The organism is Vibrio hepatarius (assembly GCF_018860525.1).
Classification (GTDB): Bacteria; Pseudomonadota; Gammaproteobacteria; order Enterobacterales; family Vibrionaceae; genus Vibrio; species Vibrio hepatarius_B.
The window spans coordinates 1-17159 of the sequence record NZ_JAHKPM010000012.1 but is presented as its reverse complement, the minus strand read 5'-3'; the positions used below and the strand labels follow the sequence as shown (position 1 = coordinate 17159).

Below are 17159 nucleotides of genomic sequence, written 5' to 3'. Positions count from 1 at the left end.
TCGACTAATTCATAGGAATTAGTCGAAATCTTGTCCTCTTCTTCGTGTTTGAAGAAAAGCGCATCTAGAGAAAGAGAAGCCTTGGCTTCTCTTTTTTTGTTTTTTGGTTATAAAAAAATGATGCGATTGTAATTGGAATAGTTAAATATGTATTATTTTTTTGAAAAATAATCAATAACTTATTTTCTAATTTAGCTTACAGAGAAATATTATCATACTGATAAGTATTCTGAGCTCTTATTTCTGCCTTTCTTATATAACAAATCATTCTTAGCTTCTTTATTTAATTATTGGTAATAATAGTTATTATCGTTTGTATTACTGTTATGGGTTTTATGTATGTATGTTTGTCTATGTCATGGTATTTCTGATAAACAAATTAAAAAACTAATGTTGGAAGAAGGCATAACAGATATTAAAGAAATCAAGAAATGCACTGCACTTGGTAGTCAATGTGGTAAATGCATCAAGATGACGAAAGAGATTTTAAATGACATGGAGTTCGTAGAACTTTCTGAAGCTAGCTAGCGATAACTTTTCGTATTTTGACACTCTCTAAATTGGTTCTACAGTTTAAGTTGGACCAAAAGAGAGGTTGTGCATCATGAAAGGCGATCCCATCATAATTCAACATCTGAATAAAATTCTCGGCAATGAACTAGTGGCCATAAATCAATATTTTCTTCATGCGCGAATGTATAAAGATTGGGGATTAAAGCATCTAGCTGATAAGGAGTATCATGAATCTATTGACGAGATGAAGCATGCGGATCATTTAATTGAACGTATCCTTTTTTTGGAAGGTATCCCTAACTTACAAGACCTTGGTAAGTTAATGATTGGTGAAGATACTAAAGAAATGCTTGAATGCGATCTTAAGTTAGAAATGGCAGCGATTCCCGATCTTAAATCAGCCATTGCTTATGCTGAAGACAGCCATGATTATGTGTCGCGTGATATATTCCAAGAAATATTGGAAGATGAAGAAGAGCATGTTGATTGGCTAGAGACCCAACTTGGTTTGATTGCCATGACGGGTATTCAAAATTACCTTCAAGCTCAATACGTTGATGAAGATTAACTCTATATACTTACGTAATACAGTCCTAAAAATGAAAAGCGGCCAAAGATGATGGCGTGTGTTATTTTGCCGCTTTATATTTTTCTTGCTTAAACTGCTTTGTTTCTGTACCATTCGTGCTCCTTAATCTCAGTCAATTATCTTTAGTTCCTTGCTTCCTGTGGATGACTGAGCCATTTGTGGAAGCTGAATAATCCGTAAGGAGCAACCAATGCGTCATTACGAAATCGTATTCATGGTGCACCCTGATCAAAGCGAGCAAGTTGCTGGCATGATCGAGCGTTACACTGGTTCAATCACTGAAGCTGGTGGTACTGTCCACCGTCTAGAAGACTGGGGCCGCCGTCAATTGGCTTACCCAATCAACAAGCTTCACAAAGCTCACTACGTTCTAATGAACGTTGAAGCTGACCAAGCTGTAATCGATGAGCTAGAAACGGCTTTCCGTTTCAACGATGCAGTTCTACGTAACATGATCATGCGTACTAAAGCAGCTATCACTGAGCAATCAATCATGCTTAAGCAGAGAGAAGAGCGTGCTCCTCGCCGCGAAGAGCGTACTGAAGCTAAGCCAGAAGCTGCTGCTGAGTAAGTATCACTCAGATTTAGTACTCAGCCTAATTTGAGAGCAGGATGTATTCTGCACTCTAGTTTAGGCAGACAACTTTAATCAAATTTAAGATCAGGAGATAGCCCATGGCTCGTTTCTTCCGTCGTCGTAAATTCTGCCGTTTCACTGCAGAAGGCGTACAAGAGATTGATTACAAAGACGTAGCAACTCTTAAAAACTACATCACTGAAGCTGGTAAAATAGTACCTAGCCGTATCACTGGTACTAGTGCTAAATATCAGCGTCAACTAGCTCGCGCTATTAAGCGTTCTCGCTACTTAGCTTTACTACCGTATACTGATAAACATCAGTAATCGGTTCGTTTTATTAAGAAAGAGGATTAAACAATGCAAGTTATTCTACTTGATAAAATTGGTAACCTAGGTAGTCTTGGTGACACTGTAAACGTTAAATCTGGTTATGCTCGTAACTTCCTTATCCCTCAAGCTAAGGCTGTTATGGCGACTAAATCTAACGTTGAAATGTTTGAAGCACGTCGTGCTGAGTTAGAAGCTAAGGTTGCTGAGCAGCTTACTTCTGCAGAAGCTCGTGCTGAAAAAGTAAACGCTCTTGAAGCCGTTGTTATCGCATCTAAAGCAGGTGACGAAGGTAAACTGTTCGGTTCTATCGGTACTCGTGACATTGCTGACGCAATTAATGCCGCTGGCGTTGAAGTCGTGAAGAGCGAAGTTCGTCTCCCAGAAGGCGCACTACGTAATATCGGTGAGTTCGAAATTAGTGTTCAACTTCACTCTGAGGTGTTCGCTACTGTTACTCTTCAGGTTGTTGCTGCTAAGTAAATCAGTATCAAACTTGATAAATGAAAGCACCTCAACAATTGAGGTGCTTTTTTTATAGTGAAAATAATAGATTGATTGAAAAAATACTATCGGCATTTTGTAAGCCTTCTGGTACTCGATCATGATATTGCCGAGAATACGCAATTTTTAAGGCAATATACTCATTTATATTATTGGTTGCATTGAGTTCCGTATCTGTTCTTACATTGCTATCGCCTGCCACCAGTGTTACACCTGCCGATAAATCTAAGTTTTTTGTAATATGCCAGCTACTTTTTGCGTGACCTCGAAATATGACTTCTTCAACTTGTTCATCAAAGGCTAAATCGTCATCGTCAATTTCATCTGTATTTGGCTCTTGGTAGCGGTAACCGGGGCCAAGTTCTAGTTCAAGAATAAAACTGTCGGTATTGTAAAATTGATAGCCTAAACCGCTAGATAGTGTGTAGTCTTTAAAATAAGCACTGTAGCGAGAATCAACACCTTGGAAGTTTCCATAAAGGTATGTTTTCGGGCCTAGTTTATAATCACTTTGTGCTAGATAGGTTGATTGCCGTTTGTCTTCTTCGCCATCTTTGTAAAGCTGGTAATATTTCCATTCCCCTGTTGTTCGGTGACGTCCAGAGAGGTATTCAGCGCCTAGCCTTGAGTTGACTGAGCGTGAGTCTGTATTTCCTGTGTGAGATTGGTAACCGAACTCGATTTCGCTTTTCCAAGGGGAGGGTATGTCAATCTTATCTTGGCTTTGTTCTGCTTCATCCGCATAAACGATGGAACTGAGCAGTAGGCTTGTTGTTATGAGCCAAAGTTTTGTCACTCACTGCCTCTTTTAAATCATAGTATTGGGTGAATAATAGGAAGTTTTTATATAATTTCAGTCATATCTAAGTTAATTCTACACGAGAAGTATTTAAACTCCTTGTTTATTACAGACATCGGGTTCATTCTAGCTATAATAAGCGATCAAAATTCAGTTGCTGAGCACTAACATGGCAGATCTTAAAATCGATAATCGTAATAAAAAGCCAACAGACACCCAAGTGGATGCTATCAAAGCCCCTCCTCACTCTATAGAGGCCGAGCAGTCCGTTATTGGTGGTTTATTACTTGATAACGAGCGTTGGGATACTGTCGCTGAGCGTGTTGTCGCTAAGAATTTTTATAGCCGGCCTCATCGATTAATGTTTGAAGCCTCTCGTGTTATTCTCGAACAAAGTGAGCCTCTCGATTTAATCACCTTATCAGAGTTTCTAGAGCAACGTGAACAACTTGATGATGTAGGTGGTTTTGCTTATCTCGCGGACTTGGTGAAAAATACACCTAGTGCGGCCAATATTAATGCCTATGCAGATATTGTGGCTGAACGTGCGCTTACTCGAGATTTAATTGGCGTCGCAAATGAAATTGCGGATGCAGGTTACGATCCTCAAGGTCGTTCCTCAGAAGATCTGCTGGATATGGCAGAAAGTAAAGTATTTGCTATAGCGGAATCACGGAGCAGTGACAATGATGGTCCGCAAAATGTTGACAATATACTTGAAAAAACGCTTGAAAGGATAGAAATCCTATACAAATCACCTCAAGATGGTGTAACTGGAGTGACGACTGGGTTTACCGATTTAAATAAAAAAACAGCGGGTTTGCAAGGCTCTGATTTGGTTATTGTCGCTGCGCGTCCTTCGATGGGTAAGACGACATTTGCGATGAACTTGTGTGAAAATGCAGCTATGTCACAAGATAAGCCAGTATTAATTTTTTCTTTAGAAATGCCATCAGAGCAGCTAATGATGCGTATGTTAGCGTCACTTTCTCGAGTTGATCAGACTAAAATCCGTACTGGTCAACTGGACGACGAAGATTGGGCTCGTATTTCTTCGACCATGGGGTTATTAATGGAAAAGAAGAATATCTTTATTGATGATAGCTCTGGTCTAACCCCGACAGAACTTCGTTCGAGAGCTCGTCGTGTTGCACGTGATAACGGTGGTTTGTCAATGATTATGGTTGACTACCTGCAACTAATGCGTGTTCCATCTATTACCGAAAACCGTACACTAGAGATTGCCGAAATCTCACGATCATTAAAAGCCTTAGCGAAAGAACTTAATGTTCCTGTTGTTGCTCTTTCCCAGCTTAACCGTTCGTTAGAACAACGTGCAGACAAGCGTCCAGTTAACTCTGATTTACGTGAGTCAGGTTCAATTGAACAGGATGCTGATTTGATAATGTTTATCTATCGAGATGAGGTTTATAACCCTGATAGCCCGATGAAAGGAACGGCTGAAATTATCTTAGGTAAACAACGTAATGGGCCTATAGGTTCCGTGCGACTGACGTTCCAAGGACAATGGTCACGCTTTGATAATTATGCCGGCCCTGCATTTGATGTGGATGATGAATAACACATGAGTTATATGAAAGCAGCAACAGCGTGCATTGATTTAGACGCATTAAAACACAATCTCAAACAGCTAAAGTCTCAAGCACCTAAAAGTAAAGTTATGGCTGTGGTAAAAGCTAATGGCTATGGACATGGTTTGCGGCATATTGCCACTAATGCAGAGGGTGCTGATGCATTTGGTGTTGCGAGAATAGAGGAAGCGCTACAACTACGTGCTAGTGGCGTTGTGAAACCAATTTTGTTACTGGAGGGTTTCTATTCATCAGGTGACTTGGCTGTTCTGGTGACTAACAATATTCAGTCAGTAGTACATTGTGAAGAGCAGCTTAATGCATTAGAAGCGGCAGAGTTAGAAGCCCCAGTCGTTGTATGGCTAAAGATAGACAGTGGCATGCATCGGCTTGGTGTCAGACCTGAGCAATATCAAGAGTTTGTTACTCGTCTCAAAGCCTGCCCAAATGTGGCAAAGCCTTTACGTTATATGAGTCATTTTGGATGTGCTGATGAGGTAGATAAACCTACGACAACAGAGCAGATAGAGCTATTTATGTCTTTAACCCAAGGATGTGAGGGTGAGCGCTCTTTAGCGGCGTCAGCAGGTGTTTTGGCCTGGCCTGAAAGCCAACTGGATTGGATTCGCCCTGGAATTATAATGTACGGCGTTTCACCATTTAATGATAAAACGGCTGAGCAAATGGGTTATAAGCCTGTGATGACTTTAAAATCTCATTTGATTGCTGTCCGAGAGGTTAAAGCCGGTGAGAGTGTTGGGTATGGTGGGGTATGGACTTCTCAGTGCGATACTAAAGTGGGTGTAATCGCGATTGGCTATGGTGATGGCTATCCGAGAATGGCCCCTAATGGAACCCCTGTAATGGTTAATGATCGTAAGGTTCCTGTCGCTGGGCGTGTTTCTATGGATATGCTAACAGTTGATTTAGGGGCTGATGCGGTCGACAAGGTCGGTGATGAAGCCGTTCTATGGGGACGGGATCTGCCTGTGGAAGAGGTGGCTAATCATATAGGCACCATTGCGTATGAGTTAGTGACCAAGCTCACCTCGCGGGTTGAAATGGAATACCTTACTACTCAATAACCTTCAATTAATGAGACTGACTCAGGAAATAGCTCATCTTATATAAGGTGAGCTATTTTTTATGTAAATCAAATGACTAGTAGTTACAATCCATTCCTATTTTTATTGAATATTATTCATTTTTATAATGGTTTTAATTATGCAACATTGTGAAACGAAGTGGTATGGTCAATAGGAGTGTTGTAAGTGAAAGATATACGAGTAGCGTCTGTGCAGTTTAACCATAGAGCAAATGATAAAGAATATAACCTTTCGGTTATTGAAAACTATGTGAGGCAAGCTTCTAAACATGATGTGAAGATTGTCGTTTTTCCTGAAATGTGTATCACAGGATATTGGCATGTCTCGAAATTAAGTAAAACAGAAATCGCCTCTCTAGCCGAGTTTGTTCCTCGGGGTAAGAGTAGTAGCATATTATTGGAAATGTCTTCTAAGTATAACATAAGTATTTGTGCTGGATTGATTGAGTTAGATGAGCTTGGGTGTTTTTACAATACATATATAATGGCAATGCCTGACGGCCAATTGAGGAAGCATCGTAAGCTGCATACGTTTGTAAGTAAATATATGTCCAGTGGGAATGATTTTACGGTTTTTGATACTATTTATGGATGTCGTGTCGGTATTTTGATTTGCTGGGATAATAATTTAGTGGAGAATGTTCGAATTAATGCTTTAAAGGGAGCTGATATTCTTATTGCACCTCATCAGACTGGAGGATGCAATTCGCGAAGCCCAGATGCTATGGGGTTAATTGAGCCTCAATTATGGCATGATCGAGATAAAAATCCAGATAAAATTTACTCCGAAATGCAGGGGCCTAAAGGACGTGAATGGCTTCTACGTTGGTTACCTGCCCGTGCACATGATAATGGTATTTTCTTGATTTTTAGTAATGGTGTAGGAGTTGATATGGATGAAGTGAGGACAGGCAATGCTATGATAATTAATCCATACGGAAAAATTATTGCCGAAACTGATAGTGTTACTGATGATATGATAATCGCTGATTTGAATGGAGAGGAACTTAACATGTGTACGGGTAGGCGCTGGATTCGTGGAAGGAGACCTGACCTTTATCACCCTATCGTCGTTGAGGGTGGTGAGCTATCTCCTTATGAGGCTAGATTTTTAAAAGAATGATAAGATAAAGATCAAAAAATATCTATATTTCAAAAGTAAGTTTTTATGTGGCGATCTCTTCTTACCTATGTATTAATTTTAAGTCAAGGTCAGAGAAATAGTTTGCTGAATAAATTCATCTCGGATTGTGTTTTCAATTTCTGGGTTCCACACTATTCCAACATCCCAACTAGTCCCACAGTTAGGAAGTGAAGTAAACTTAATTTGCTCATTACTAATATATGCAGTGCTGGCTGGCAATATTGAGTATCCTAGGTTAGATGAAATCATAGTTACGAGTGTCAAGATGTCGTTAGCCTCTCTTTCTGGGACGAGAATTTTTCCTATCTGAGACATGTATTTTTGAGTCAGTCTCTCAATTCCTGGACCACGTTTTGGGTTTAACTTCATGTAGTTCAAGTTCATCGACTCTACAGTTTCTACAGGGGAGCTTTTATTTATATATATAGAACGATGAGTTGCTAATACTAGTTTGTCTTTAGTTACCAAAACCGAGTCTAAGTCTGCAGGAATGGGAAGACGGCAAAAGCTAATGTCTAAAGTCTCATTTCTCAGCATTTCTATTTGCTTTTGTGAGGGGATGTCGTTAATTGATACCTTTATGTTTGAGTTAGTCTTCGTGAAATTTGCAATTGCTTTAGTGGCGAAAGAATAGCTTGATATACCAAAGCCTATTTTTAGAAGGCCTGCTTTTCCTTCTGCTATTTGTTTTGATATATTGTTAAACTTATCAAAATGTTTTAGCAGGCTCTTCGCTTCTGGCAGTAAAGATAACCCAACGTTTGTCAGGCTTGCTCCGTTCCTACCTCTATAAAAAAGTGTGGCACCAAGCTCATCCTCGAGACGTTGTATTTTTTTAGTTACTGCTGACTGAGTAATGAAAAGCTTACTTGCTGCAAGTCTATAGTTCCCTTGATGTGCTAACTCACAGTATGCTCTGATTGAGTCAATATCCATTCCTAAGTTTCATGCATGATAGAATTAATTTCATTATATATAATGACTTAAGTTAAATAAAGTACTTGTTGATGATAGAAGCGTTTTTAATTTAAATAGAAGTTGGTATAAATATGAATATTCTTGGTGTGTCTAATAATGACTATGCTGGTGCTTGTTTGATTTCAGATGGGAAGATAGTAGCTTCTGCAAGTGAAGAACGTTTTACAAGGATTAAAGCTCATAAAGTATTTCCGTATAATTCGATAGACTATGTCTTATCTCAAGGGAATTTAGAATTACATGACATTGATAAGATTGCTTATGGATGGTCTGCTGGTTTTGATAAAGATAAGCACTTAGAACTGTACTTTGATCGAATAGTTGAAGGGTGTCAAGATGCTCCTAATTTTATCAGTGACATGCGCAAACGACTAACTGACGAAATAAATAATGACAGAGAAAAGCGTCACGAGTTTGAATCTTTTCTTGCAGAAAATAAATTGTCTGAAAAAGCTCACTATGTTGACCACCATGAAGCACATGCCAACGCTGCTATGATATGTTCTCCATTTGAAGGTGGGCTTACAGTATCATGTGATGGCCGCGGAGACTTCCAGTCTTTAACTGTATCGCGTTTCGTAGATGGTGAGTTTAATGTTCTACAAAGAGAAACTAGCTTCGATAGTTTGGGGTATTTTTACGGTCGAATAACTGCTTTATTAGGTTTTAAGCCAAATAGACACGAAGGGAAAATAACAGGCTTAGCAGCTCATGGAGATGGTAGTAAGCTCATTGATAAGATGAAAATGTTAATCGATGTTAATGATTTAGGTCGAATTAGAGGTAACTTCGAATATGGTTATTTGCCTTCATATAATAACAACTATGACTTACTAGAGTCCTTGTTCGAAGGAGATTCGAAAGAAGATATTGCAGCTTCTGCACAGCTACATCTAGAAAATATATTAACAAAAGTAATAACTCAATATATAGACTCGGCAGAACCTAGTGATTTATGTCTTGCTGGTGGGGTGTTTGGAAATGTAAAATTGAATCAGAGGCTAAAAGAACTTCCGGGAGTGAGAAACATTTTTGTGTTGCCCGCGATGGGAGATGATGGCTTACCGTTAGGTGCGGCAGCAGTAGCAACGTTTCAAACTACACGCCAAAGAGCTTTGATTTCATCTATGAAGTTGGGGCCAAGCGTAGACACTGAGAGTGTATATTCCTCTCTCCTAAATAATCCTAATTACAAAGTTTATAGAGCCGCACAAACCGAGATAATTAAAACGATATCTGACTATCTAGAAGAAAATAAAGTTATTGGTCTCGTTCGAGGCCGGATGGAGTTTGGGCCAAGAGCTCTTTGCAGTAGGAGTATAATCTGCAGCGCTAAAGATAAATCTATAAATAATTGGTTAAATGAGAGAATGCATCGTACAGAATTTATGCCATTTGCTCCTGTTGTTGCTGATGTATTTGCTGATGTATTTGCTGGTGATAGTTTTATTGGCTGGGGTGATCAACATATTGCCTCAGAATTTATGACAGTGACTTATGATTGTACAGACTATTTTTCAGAGATGTGTCCAGCAGTCACTCATATTGATAAAACCGCAAGACCACAAGTTATTAAGTATGCTAAAGACTCTTTTATGCATGAACTACTCGTAGAGTGGGAGAGGCGCTCCGGTGAACCAGCTCTTATTAATACGTCTTTCAATATGCACGAAGAACCTATTGTTTTAAGCGCAGATAATGCGCTCCGAAACCTTGATAAAGGCGTCGTTGATTTATTGTTAATTAATGACTGCCTTGTTATTAGTCGTTCTCAGTGATTAAATTAAAGGAGTTTAATTATGACTAAAGAGATCATGTCGACCTTTGCCTTTATTAATTGTGGTGGTCAAGTTATTGCGCAGAACCTAGATTGTGATGAAGCAGGCCCGACGTTACAAGCTATTCTCAAGCAAAAAGCAGTCGTGTTACCAGTTACTTGCTCTGCAAAAAACTCTCGCGATGCTATTTGTATCTATCAAGACAAAATCGCAGATAATATGGATATTCTTGAGCTTGCTGGTAGGAAGGAATCAATTCATGTTACCTAAGTATAAAGGTGTTTTATTTGATATGGATGGAACATTGATTGACTCTAGGCAAACAATTGAGCAAGCATGGCGGCATGGGGCCAGCTTAGCTGATATACAAATTAGTAAAAAGGACATCGATGTCCACATTCATGGCCGATCTGGTCAATATACTTTGAACCACTTTTTTGGGCACTTGCCACTAACGCTGCAGAAGAAAATCAAGTATGAAGTAGATGAATATGAGGAAACAGCAAAGACTCCTATGATATCGGGCGCAAAACTATTTCTAGACCATTTAAAGGCTCAAGGAACAAAGGTTGCTCTTGTTACCGGAAGTTGGAGAGCTCGTGTTGACTTTATTCTAGATCTACATAGCTTACGCTCTTATTTTGATATCATCATTGACCGTGATGATGTTAAAGAGGGAAAGCCAAATCCAGAGGGATTTATCAAAGGGGCTCATAGTATGGGGCTTTCTCCTAGTGAGTGTTTGATTTTTGAAGACTCTCATAGTGGTGTTCTTGCTTCTAAGGCTTGTAATTCACCATGTATAGTTGTTGGCCATGGAGTTTCAATGTTTACAGAAAATGTAATTGAAAATATCTCTGATTATAGCTCTCTTTTAGGGCAGTAATGTTAGGAAAGCATGTAGCCTTTTCTAGGTTGCGTGCTTTTATCTTGGTTATTTAGCTCAATACAAACTACGTTCAATTTAACCTGAGCTTTAGTCAAACTTGCAGAGGTATGCTGGATAAATAACTGTAATATTCCCACAGAAATTGATGATAACTCCGGTAATTGTTGTTCTATTTCATCGGTTATAAGATGAAATCCACGTGCTCTCGCTGTGAGTCGAATGGTTTGTTGGCTCCACATACAGCCCCCTCTAAAATCTATTTGGCAAATGATATCATTATCGGTATCGTTATGCGTCAATGTTGTTTTAAGTCGACAAGCTTAATTAATAACTAATGTGATTTGACTCAATAATATTATTTTGTGACTGAGTCATAATGTCGACCTGAAAATTTATTACAAGTTTTTGTTCACTTGTTTAGCTTTGAGAACAGAACTACTTTTGCTTAATTGGGACTGCTACAGATCGCAGTTTTCCTCACTATCATGACCAAACCAAGTAGAATTGTATCTACTCTAACACTGGGAACGTCACCATGTTGAAAAATATTAATCCAACACAAACACCAGCCTGGAAAGCGCTTACACAGCACTTTGAGTCAGCACAAGATATGGACCTACAAGAGCTATTTGCTCAAGATGAGGCGCGCTTTGAAAAGTTCTCTGCTCGATTTGGTTCTGACATTCTCGTTGATTATTCGAAAAACTTAATTAATGACGAAACTCTCAAACATTTGTTCGCTTTGGCTAACCAGACTGAGCTTAACTCCGCTATTCAAGCTATGTTTGGTGGCCAAGCCATCAATCAAACTGAAGGACGTGCTGTTTTACATACAGCGCTGCGTAACAGAAGTAACAAACCTATTTTGGTTGATGGTGAAGACGTTATGCCTGCTGTCAATGTTGTGTTAGACAAAATGAAATCATTCACTGAGCGTGTGATTGAAGGTGATTGGAAAGGGTATACTGGCAAAGCGATTACGGATATTGTCAATATTGGTATCGGTGGCTCAGATCTTGGCCCCTATATGGTGACAGAAGCCTTAGCCCCATATAAAAACCATCTCAATCTACATTTTGTATCGAACGTCGATGGTACTCATATTGTTGAAACACTGAAGCCTTTAAACCCTGAGACAACCTTGTTTTTGATTGCTTCTAAGACTTTTACCACTCAAGAGACCATGACCAATGCGCATACTGCTCGTGATTGGTTCCTTAAGCTAGCAAGTGATGAGGCCCATGTTGCCAAGCATTTTGCTGCCTTGTCTACCAATGAAACGGCTGTTTCTGAGTTTGGTATCGATACTGACAATATGTTTGAGTTTTGGGATTGGGTAGGTGGCCGGTATTCTTTATGGTCTGCAATTGGTCTATCAATTGCGCTTGCCGTTGGTTTTGACAATTTCGTTGCGCTTCTTGAAGGGGCCCATGAAATGGACAATCATTTTTCCTCAACTGAATTAGAAAATAACCTACCAGTTATTCTTGCTTTGATTGGCGTATGGTATAACAACTTTCATGGCGCTGAATCAGAAGCTATTCTGCCTTATGATCAATATATGCATCGTTTTTCAGCCTATTTCCAGCAAGGTAATATGGAATCAAACGGTAAGTATGTTGATCGTGACGGACAAGCTGTGACATACCAAACTGGTCCTATTATTTGGGGTGAACCGGGTACTAATGGTCAACATGCCTTCTATCAATTAATCCATCAAGGTACTAAGCTTATCCCTTGTGATTTTATTGCACCAGCCAATAGCCATAATCCTGCTGGTGATCATCACCAGAAACTGATGTCGAACTTCTTTGCCCAAACTGAAGCGCTAGCGTTTGGTAAAAGTGAATCTGTTGTGAAGGAAGAATTTACCAAATCTGGTAAGTCTGAAGAACAAATGGCAGGTTTGATTCCCTTTAAAGTATTTGAAGGCAATCGTCCGACCAATTCGATTTTGGTGAAACAAATTACGCCACGTACGCTAGGTAATCTTATCGCAATGTATGAACATAAGATCTTTGTTCAAGGTGTGATCTGGAATATCTTTAGTTTTGACCAGTGGGGAGTTGAGCTAGGTAAGCAACTGGCTAATCAAATCTTACCTGAACTTGCTGATGAATCTGAAGTCGTAACTCACGATAGCTCAACTAATGGTTTAATCAATGCCTTCAAGGCCTATAAAGCTTAATGGTGTAGTGTTCGTTTTGATGTGAATTGCACACTAAAATTAGAGGGTTATACTCTTATAAAACGCCAGATTTTTAGCTGGCGTTTTAGATATTCACTGGCTTTATGCTGTTCAGACCGTATGATCAATGCTGCCCCGAGATTCAGTATGAGTTGCGAACTTTTGACCAAGTAGTGCGACTAATTGATCGTAATATTGCATATTTGGCTTGTTCCCCAGTAGTTTGCATAGTTCATTACCTGTTGGGCTAAATCGGTAATAAAGTAGGCGAACCCCTTTAGTGTGTGCCTGAAGTGAAAGCTGTTTACCTTGGTAGGTAAGTGGTAAAGGTGAGTCCAATTCAATTTCTCCCGACTCTAGTTCTGTGCCGTGCATTAAACCTAACTCGAATAAAACTAAAAGGCTTGAATAAGGTAACTTAAAACTCCCCACATTGATGTTGCCGGTAATGCTGCGCTTGCCAAAACTAAAAATACCCCCTTGAGCTCGAAACCCTATCAGTAATTTTCGGCTGTTATCTCCACCAAAACTACAGGCTAAAGAAGCGGCTCGCTGCAGAACTTGGGCTTCTTTTGGTGACATATCTTTGAGCGTTTTTAGGGCTTTCATGGAAGTCGAGCCAGGGTTGGTTACTTCACGTTTGAGCACTTGTGCCCAAAGGCGCTGCATGGAAGGGTTGTGTACTTCCTGAGCCATGTTGAAGAAGCGTTGTAGCCAGTCATGATCTGGGTCACTAGCGGTTTCATCTTTACATGATAGGTGCGCCAGCTTAAGGATTTGCTCGAGGTTTTTTTGTTGTAACTCTTTTTGTCGTCGTTCGCGAATTAATGCTCTCTCCAATGCGGCTTTTTCGGGAGGGTCTTTTTGCAGTAAAGCATCGAGACCGTGAGATTGAGCGATGCTTATAATGCGACTTGAACTATCTTTGATGTAATTAGGTTTCTTTTCATGTCGCGATTCAGCGCTTGGCTCATGATCAATAACCACAGGTTTTTGTTTCTCGGACATGTAAATACCTAGCAGAGAATGACATCTTTTAAATTTACCTCTTAACGGGCAGAGCTGCCAGAGGAACTCTGTGAGCAATCTTTGAAAATTGGCGCTATGCCAAATGATAATAACTTGTTAAAATTATTGTGAGGATTTGGAGGGCTTATGAGATTTTTTAATGATAATAGACTGAAAAAGCACCTGTCACTTACCTTGTTGTTCTTTGTTTATCTGGCAGTTTTAGTTTATCTGTCTAGATATGTGTAAAGAAAACGGATAAATAACAGGTTACTTATTTGTTAATAATGTTAGACTTTAATAATCATCATACTCTTCAATGCTAGTGCCCTCCAGCATGTACCCCGTTTCAGCAAGATCGTGACTAATGCTCTCTGTTTTTAATTTCCCAACAACATAAATCACATCCCAGAGTTGCTGTACTGGAGCTCCTTTAGGGAATTTAACATAGACAATTTGATTTGGTGGGGGTGGTGGTACATGGATACATGCCCCAAAATATGGTACGAGTAAGAATTCAGTGACCTTATTCGCATCGCCTTCTAAGGGAATCACGAAACCCGGAATTTTAACCGTGCTACCATTTAGATCTTGACGTACTTTTCCTATCAATGATTGATGGGCTGCTTTGCCTGAGTGATTAGCAATAGGCATCCCTTGCGCGTTTAATTGATTACGTTCACTTTTAGGAATCAAGTCTAGCCAATCTAGCTTAAGTGCATCTTTATTAGTTTTTACCTGAACATCTTTTTTCGAATTCTTGTCGGTATTTTCTGTGCTGGTCTTTATTGCATTTTGTGCGGTATTCTTGGCTGCATCGTCTTTGGCATTCACCAAGCCAGTAGCCAATGAGCCTGTTACAAGAAAGAGTGTGATTAATCGTTTTTTCATATTTAAACTCGAATCGTCATTCCGTCACTCAGTGACTGTTTATAAGCACGAAGTGCTGGTATGAAGCCTATCACTGTACCTGCTAACTGTACCGCCGCAAGAAGCTTCCACTCATAATGAGATAAAGCGACCATTTCAATGTTAATTCCGTAGTGTTGTTGAATAAGGGGTGCGATGATAGCTAATAGGGCATATAAGATAGCAACGCCGACAATCAGTCCAAGGAAGGTGAGTGTGCTTGCTTCGAGTACAAGTAAGGATAATATGTGTCGTGGTCTTGCTCCCATCGCACGTAAAATCGCCATTTCACGGCGTCGTTCATGTAAGCTAGTTAGTAAGCTCGAAAGCATGCCAAGTAATCCAGCAATAACAACAAATACCGAAATAACCATCAATGCTTGCTCTGCAACAGACATCATCCCCCATAATTCATGTAATGCCACGCCTGGTAGAATTGCGCTAAGTGGTTCTTTAGGGTAAGTATTGATTTGACGTTGCAGTGAAAAGGCTTGGATTTTAGAATTAAGGCCTAATAGCATTGCGGTTATTTGCTTGGGCTGAAAGTTTTGACTCTCTAATTGTTCAGTACTAGGGGTGTTACCAAGGTGTGCACCTGATTCCCAACCTACATGAATTGCTTCAATTGCTTCAAGTGACACATGTACCGTTTTATCTACCGGAGTACCGGTTGGTGCAAGGATGCCAACCACTTTGAAGGGGAGATTATCGTGGCGGCTAAATCCGACATCAGCAATCCCGTGGGCAATAATGATATCACTTCCAATGTGATAGCCTAGCTTTCTGGCTACATCTGAACCGATGACGGTTTCAAATAATTGATTGAATTCTTTGCCTTCAGCTACTTCTAGTGGATGCTTTTTTCCATAGCGATAGTGTTCGAAGTAACTGTGGTTGGTCCCCATAACACGGAACCCTTTATGCGAATCGCCTAAAGAAATTGGAATGGCCCATTTTACTGCGCGATGGTTGCTAAATTCGGTAAAACTTTTCCAATCAATATTATTGGTGGCATTACCAATACGAAAGACAGAATAGAGCAGTAAGTTGACCTGTCCTGAGCGACCACCCACGATGAGGTCTGTCCCTGAAATAGTATTAGCAAAGCTGTTTTTTGCTTGAGTCCGAACGCGTTCGACTCCAAGTAATAAGATGACTGATATCGCGACAGTCAGGATGGTTAAAATGGCAGTAATTCTGCGGTTACGGACACTTTTCCAAGCAAGCATAAGTGTTGGAGTCATGACGTTACTCCTGCTCGATTCATCTGATTAAGGTTTAAGGTTTTATCGAACATGCTTTCCAAAGTCGGATCGTGGCTGACAAACAACAAACTTGATTTTGCTTGGTTTACTTGCCCGAGTAACAGCTCGATAAAGGCACTACGATTGTCGTAATCAAGTGAAGAGGTGGGTTCATCTGCAATGATTAATGCCGGTTTGCCAATTAATGCTCGCGCAGCAGCAACACGTTGCTGCTGACCAATACTTAATTCAACTACAGGCTTATGCATTAAATACTCTGGCAGGTGAAGTTTGTTTAGTAAATCTATTGCTTCTTCGATAAGTGGTTTATCAAGCTTAGATCTACGAAGTTTTGAAAACTGACAAGGAAGAGTGACGTTTTCAATCACACTAAGGTAAGGAAGTAGATTAAATTGTTGAAATATGTACCCAATATTATCGGCTCGGAATTTATCCCGTTTGCTACCTGGCATCTGAGATAGGTCTTTGCCTAATACCTGTAGCTTTCCGGTATTGATTGTATGGATACCTGTTAGCAGCCCAAGTAATGTTGACTTCCCACACCCACTGGGGCCTTTGATAAACAGGTGTTCGCCTTTAGGGATAGATAAACTATCTAGGTCTAGTGTTGGTGTGTTATTACCTGGCCAAGTAAAAGTGACTTGATCCAGTTCAACAACACCGTGATTGGTATTTTTCATCATCGACATAACCTGAAAAAAAGCCTGAAAGATAGAACTTTCAGGCCAAAAAACTTAAAGTGAAATTTTTGTATTACTTGGAGATAGTTCTAAAGCAGTTTGAGCTTTGTCTGTTAGTAGATTAACACTTATAGATTTTGTTGCTGGGAAATGGGTGAACCACTGTGTATTGATCGATGTTAGGGCACCCAAATTCTTACATTGGTAATGATATTCGATGGTGAACTCACCGTGGCCACCTTTATGGTCATGATGATGCTCTTCGTGATCGTTTGCATGACCATCATGACCATCATGACCATCGTGACCATC

Annotated in this window: 19 protein-coding genes and 1 pseudogene; 12 read left to right on the top strand and 8 right to left on the bottom strand. The window is 39.8% G+C overall.

Features of this window, described 5'->3' with window-relative positions; translation table 11 throughout:
• Positions 1-339 precede the first annotated feature (339 nt).
• The 5 genes from KO511_RS03730 to rplI all read left to right on the top strand — a co-directional run bounded on the left by KO511_RS03730 (position 340) and on the right by rplI (position 2491).
• Entirely contained in the window at positions 340-528 is a 189-nt protein-coding gene (locus KO511_RS03730) for a (2Fe-2S)-binding protein (RefSeq protein WP_215986127.1), read from the top strand.
• Between the two features lie 76 nt (positions 529-604).
• Positions 605-1081: a bacterioferritin gene (gene bfr, locus KO511_RS03725; RefSeq protein WP_215986126.1), complete on the top strand. Its 477-nt coding sequence runs from the start codon at positions 605-607 to the stop codon at positions 1079-1081.
• 211 nt (positions 1082-1292) lie between these two features.
• Positions 1293-1673 carry a 30S ribosomal protein S6 gene (rpsF, locus tag KO511_RS03720; RefSeq protein ID WP_125319664.1) on the top strand — a complete coding sequence of 127 codons (381 nt, stop codon included), beginning with the start codon at positions 1293-1295 and terminating at the stop codon, positions 1671-1673.
• A 104-nt stretch (positions 1674-1777) separates the two neighbouring features.
• Entirely contained in the window at positions 1778-2005 is a 228-nt protein-coding gene (gene rpsR / locus KO511_RS03715) for a 30S ribosomal protein S18 (RefSeq protein WP_000090472.1), read from the top strand.
• A 33-nt stretch (positions 2006-2038) separates the two neighbouring features.
• Entirely contained in the window at positions 2039-2491 is a 453-nt protein-coding gene (gene rplI / locus KO511_RS03710; RefSeq protein ID WP_215986125.1) for a 50S ribosomal protein L9, read from the top strand.
• A 52-nt stretch (positions 2492-2543) separates the two neighbouring features.
• Here the strand turns inward: rplI and KO511_RS03705 are convergent, their stop codons facing one another.
• A complete protein-coding gene (locus KO511_RS03705; protein WP_215986124.1) occupies positions 2544-3308 on the bottom strand; it encodes a DUF481 domain-containing protein in 765 nt (254 codons plus the stop codon).
• A 172-nt stretch (positions 3309-3480) separates the two neighbouring features.
• On the opposite strand from KO511_RS03705, the gene KO511_RS03700 reads away from it, so the two are divergent.
• The 3 genes from KO511_RS03700 to KO511_RS03690 all read left to right on the top strand — a co-directional run bounded on the left by KO511_RS03700 (position 3481) and on the right by KO511_RS03690 (position 7131).
• The gene (locus KO511_RS03700; RefSeq protein WP_215986123.1) at positions 3481-4893 is read left to right on the top strand and encodes a replicative DNA helicase; all 1413 of its coding nucleotides are present in this window, start codon (positions 3481-3483) and stop codon (positions 4891-4893) included.
• Between the two features lie 12 nt (positions 4894-4905).
• Positions 4906-5988: an alanine racemase gene (alr, locus tag KO511_RS03695; protein WP_215986128.1), complete on the top strand. Its 1083-nt coding sequence runs from the start codon at positions 4906-4908 to the stop codon at positions 5986-5988.
• 186 nt (positions 5989-6174) lie between these two features.
• Positions 6175-7131, top strand: coding sequence for a nitrilase family protein (locus KO511_RS03690; RefSeq protein WP_215986122.1), 957 nt, complete (start codon positions 6175-6177; stop codon positions 7129-7131).
• A 78-nt stretch (positions 7132-7209) separates the two neighbouring features.
• On the opposite strand, the gene KO511_RS03685 is transcribed toward KO511_RS03690, so the two are convergent.
• Positions 7210-8088, bottom strand: coding sequence for a LysR family transcriptional regulator (locus KO511_RS03685; RefSeq protein ID WP_215986121.1), 879 nt, complete (start codon positions 8086-8088; stop codon positions 7210-7212).
• A 113-nt stretch (positions 8089-8201) separates the two neighbouring features.
• On the opposite strand from KO511_RS03685, the gene KO511_RS03680 reads away from it, so the two are divergent.
• Genes KO511_RS03680 through KO511_RS03670 form a run of 3 tightly spaced genes read left to right on the top strand, consistent with a single transcriptional unit; the run spans position 8202 to position 10794 of the window.
• Entirely contained in the window at positions 8202-9908 is a 1707-nt protein-coding gene (locus tag KO511_RS03680) for a carbamoyltransferase family protein (RefSeq protein WP_215986120.1), read from the top strand.
• Positions 9909-9929: 21 nt separating this feature from the next.
• Positions 9930-10178, top strand: coding sequence for a hypothetical protein (locus tag KO511_RS03675; RefSeq protein ID WP_215986119.1), 249 nt, complete (start codon positions 9930-9932; stop codon positions 10176-10178).
• Positions 10168-10794 (top strand): HAD family hydrolase, encoded by a 627-nt coding sequence (locus KO511_RS03670; protein ID WP_215986118.1) that lies wholly within the window; start codon positions 10168-10170, stop codon positions 10792-10794. Before KO511_RS03675 ends, KO511_RS03670 begins: the two co-directional genes overlap by 11 nt.
• A 92-nt stretch (positions 10795-10886) precedes the next feature.
• Here the strand turns inward: KO511_RS03670 and KO511_RS22500 are convergent.
• A pseudogene (locus KO511_RS22500) lies at positions 10887-11036 on the bottom strand (secondary thiamine-phosphate synthase enzyme YjbQ); the annotation flags it as partial.
• A gap of 296 nt (positions 11037-11332) precedes the next feature.
• On the opposite strand from KO511_RS22500, the gene pgi reads away from it, so the two are divergent.
• A complete protein-coding gene (gene pgi, locus KO511_RS03660) occupies positions 11333-12985 on the top strand; it encodes a glucose-6-phosphate isomerase (protein WP_215986116.1) in 1653 nt (550 codons plus the stop codon).
• 111 nt (positions 12986-13096) lie between these two features.
• Here the strand turns inward: pgi and KO511_RS03655 are convergent, their stop codons facing one another.
• From KO511_RS03655 to KO511_RS03635, 5 genes are all read right to left on the bottom strand, one after another.
• Positions 13097-13993 carry a TIGR03899 family protein gene (locus tag KO511_RS03655; protein WP_215986115.1) on the bottom strand — a complete coding sequence of 299 codons (897 nt, stop codon included), beginning with the start codon at positions 13991-13993 and terminating at the stop codon, positions 13097-13099.
• Between the two features lie 297 nt (positions 13994-14290).
• Positions 14291-14884, bottom strand: a complete 594-nt coding sequence (locus KO511_RS03650; RefSeq protein ID WP_215986114.1) for a DUF3299 domain-containing protein — start codon at positions 14882-14884, stop codon at positions 14291-14293.
• Between the two features lie 2 nt (positions 14885-14886).
• Positions 14887-16146, bottom strand: coding sequence for an ABC transporter permease (locus KO511_RS03645; RefSeq protein ID WP_215986113.1), 1260 nt, complete (start codon positions 16144-16146; stop codon positions 14887-14889).
• A complete protein-coding gene (locus KO511_RS03640; protein ID WP_436840206.1) occupies positions 16143-16847 on the bottom strand; it encodes an ABC transporter ATP-binding protein in 705 nt (234 codons plus the stop codon). Before KO511_RS03640 ends, KO511_RS03645 begins: the two co-directional genes overlap by 4 nt.
• Positions 16848-16901: 54 nt before the next feature.
• The coding region (locus tag KO511_RS03635) for a ZrgA family zinc uptake protein (RefSeq protein WP_215986111.1) at positions 16902-17159 on the bottom strand (258 nt) is incomplete at its 5' end.

Excerpts from the sequence above, each read along its gene's own strand:
- KO511_RS03730 (WP_215986127.1), top strand. The coding sequence starts at position 340 with ATGTATGTTTGTCTATGTCATGGTATTTCTGATAAACAAATTAAAAAA.
- bfr (WP_215986126.1), top strand. The coding sequence starts at position 605 with ATGAAAGGCGATCCCATCATAATTCAACATCTGAATAAAATTCTCGGC.
- rpsF (WP_125319664.1), top strand. The coding sequence starts at position 1,293 with ATGCGTCATTACGAAATCGTATTCATGGTGCACCCTGATCAAAGCGAG.
- rpsR (WP_000090472.1), top strand. The coding sequence starts at position 1,778 with ATGGCTCGTTTCTTCCGTCGTCGTAAATTCTGCCGTTTCACTGCAGAA.
- rplI (WP_215986125.1), top strand. The coding sequence starts at position 2,039 with ATGCAAGTTATTCTACTTGATAAAATTGGTAACCTAGGTAGTCTTGGT.
- KO511_RS03700 (WP_215986123.1), top strand. The coding sequence starts at position 3,481 with ATGGCAGATCTTAAAATCGATAATCGTAATAAAAAGCCAACAGACACC.
- alr (WP_215986128.1), top strand. The coding sequence starts at position 4,906 with ATGAAAGCAGCAACAGCGTGCATTGATTTAGACGCATTAAAACACAAT.
- KO511_RS03685 (WP_215986121.1), bottom strand. The coding sequence starts at position 8,088 with ATGGATATTGACTCAATCAGAGCATACTGTGAGTTAGCACATCAAGGG.
- KO511_RS03680 (WP_215986120.1), top strand. The coding sequence starts at position 8,202 with ATGAATATTCTTGGTGTGTCTAATAATGACTATGCTGGTGCTTGTTTG.
- KO511_RS03675 (WP_215986119.1), top strand. The coding sequence starts at position 9,930 with ATGACTAAAGAGATCATGTCGACCTTTGCCTTTATTAATTGTGGTGGT.
- KO511_RS03670 (WP_215986118.1), top strand. The coding sequence starts at position 10,168 with ATGTTACCTAAGTATAAAGGTGTTTTATTTGATATGGATGGAACATTG.
- pgi (WP_215986116.1), top strand. The coding sequence starts at position 11,333 with ATGTTGAAAAATATTAATCCAACACAAACACCAGCCTGGAAAGCGCTT.
- KO511_RS03655 (WP_215986115.1), bottom strand. The coding sequence starts at position 13,993 with ATGTCCGAGAAACAAAAACCTGTGGTTATTGATCATGAGCCAAGCGCT.
- KO511_RS03650 (WP_215986114.1), bottom strand. The coding sequence starts at position 14,884 with ATGAAAAAACGATTAATCACACTCTTTCTTGTAACAGGCTCATTGGCT.
- KO511_RS03645 (WP_215986113.1), bottom strand. The coding sequence starts at position 16,146 with ATGACTCCAACACTTATGCTTGCTTGGAAAAGTGTCCGTAACCGCAGA.
- KO511_RS03640 (WP_436840206.1), bottom strand. The coding sequence starts at position 16,847 with ATGAAAAATACCAATCACGGTGTTGTTGAACTGGATCAAGTCACTTTT.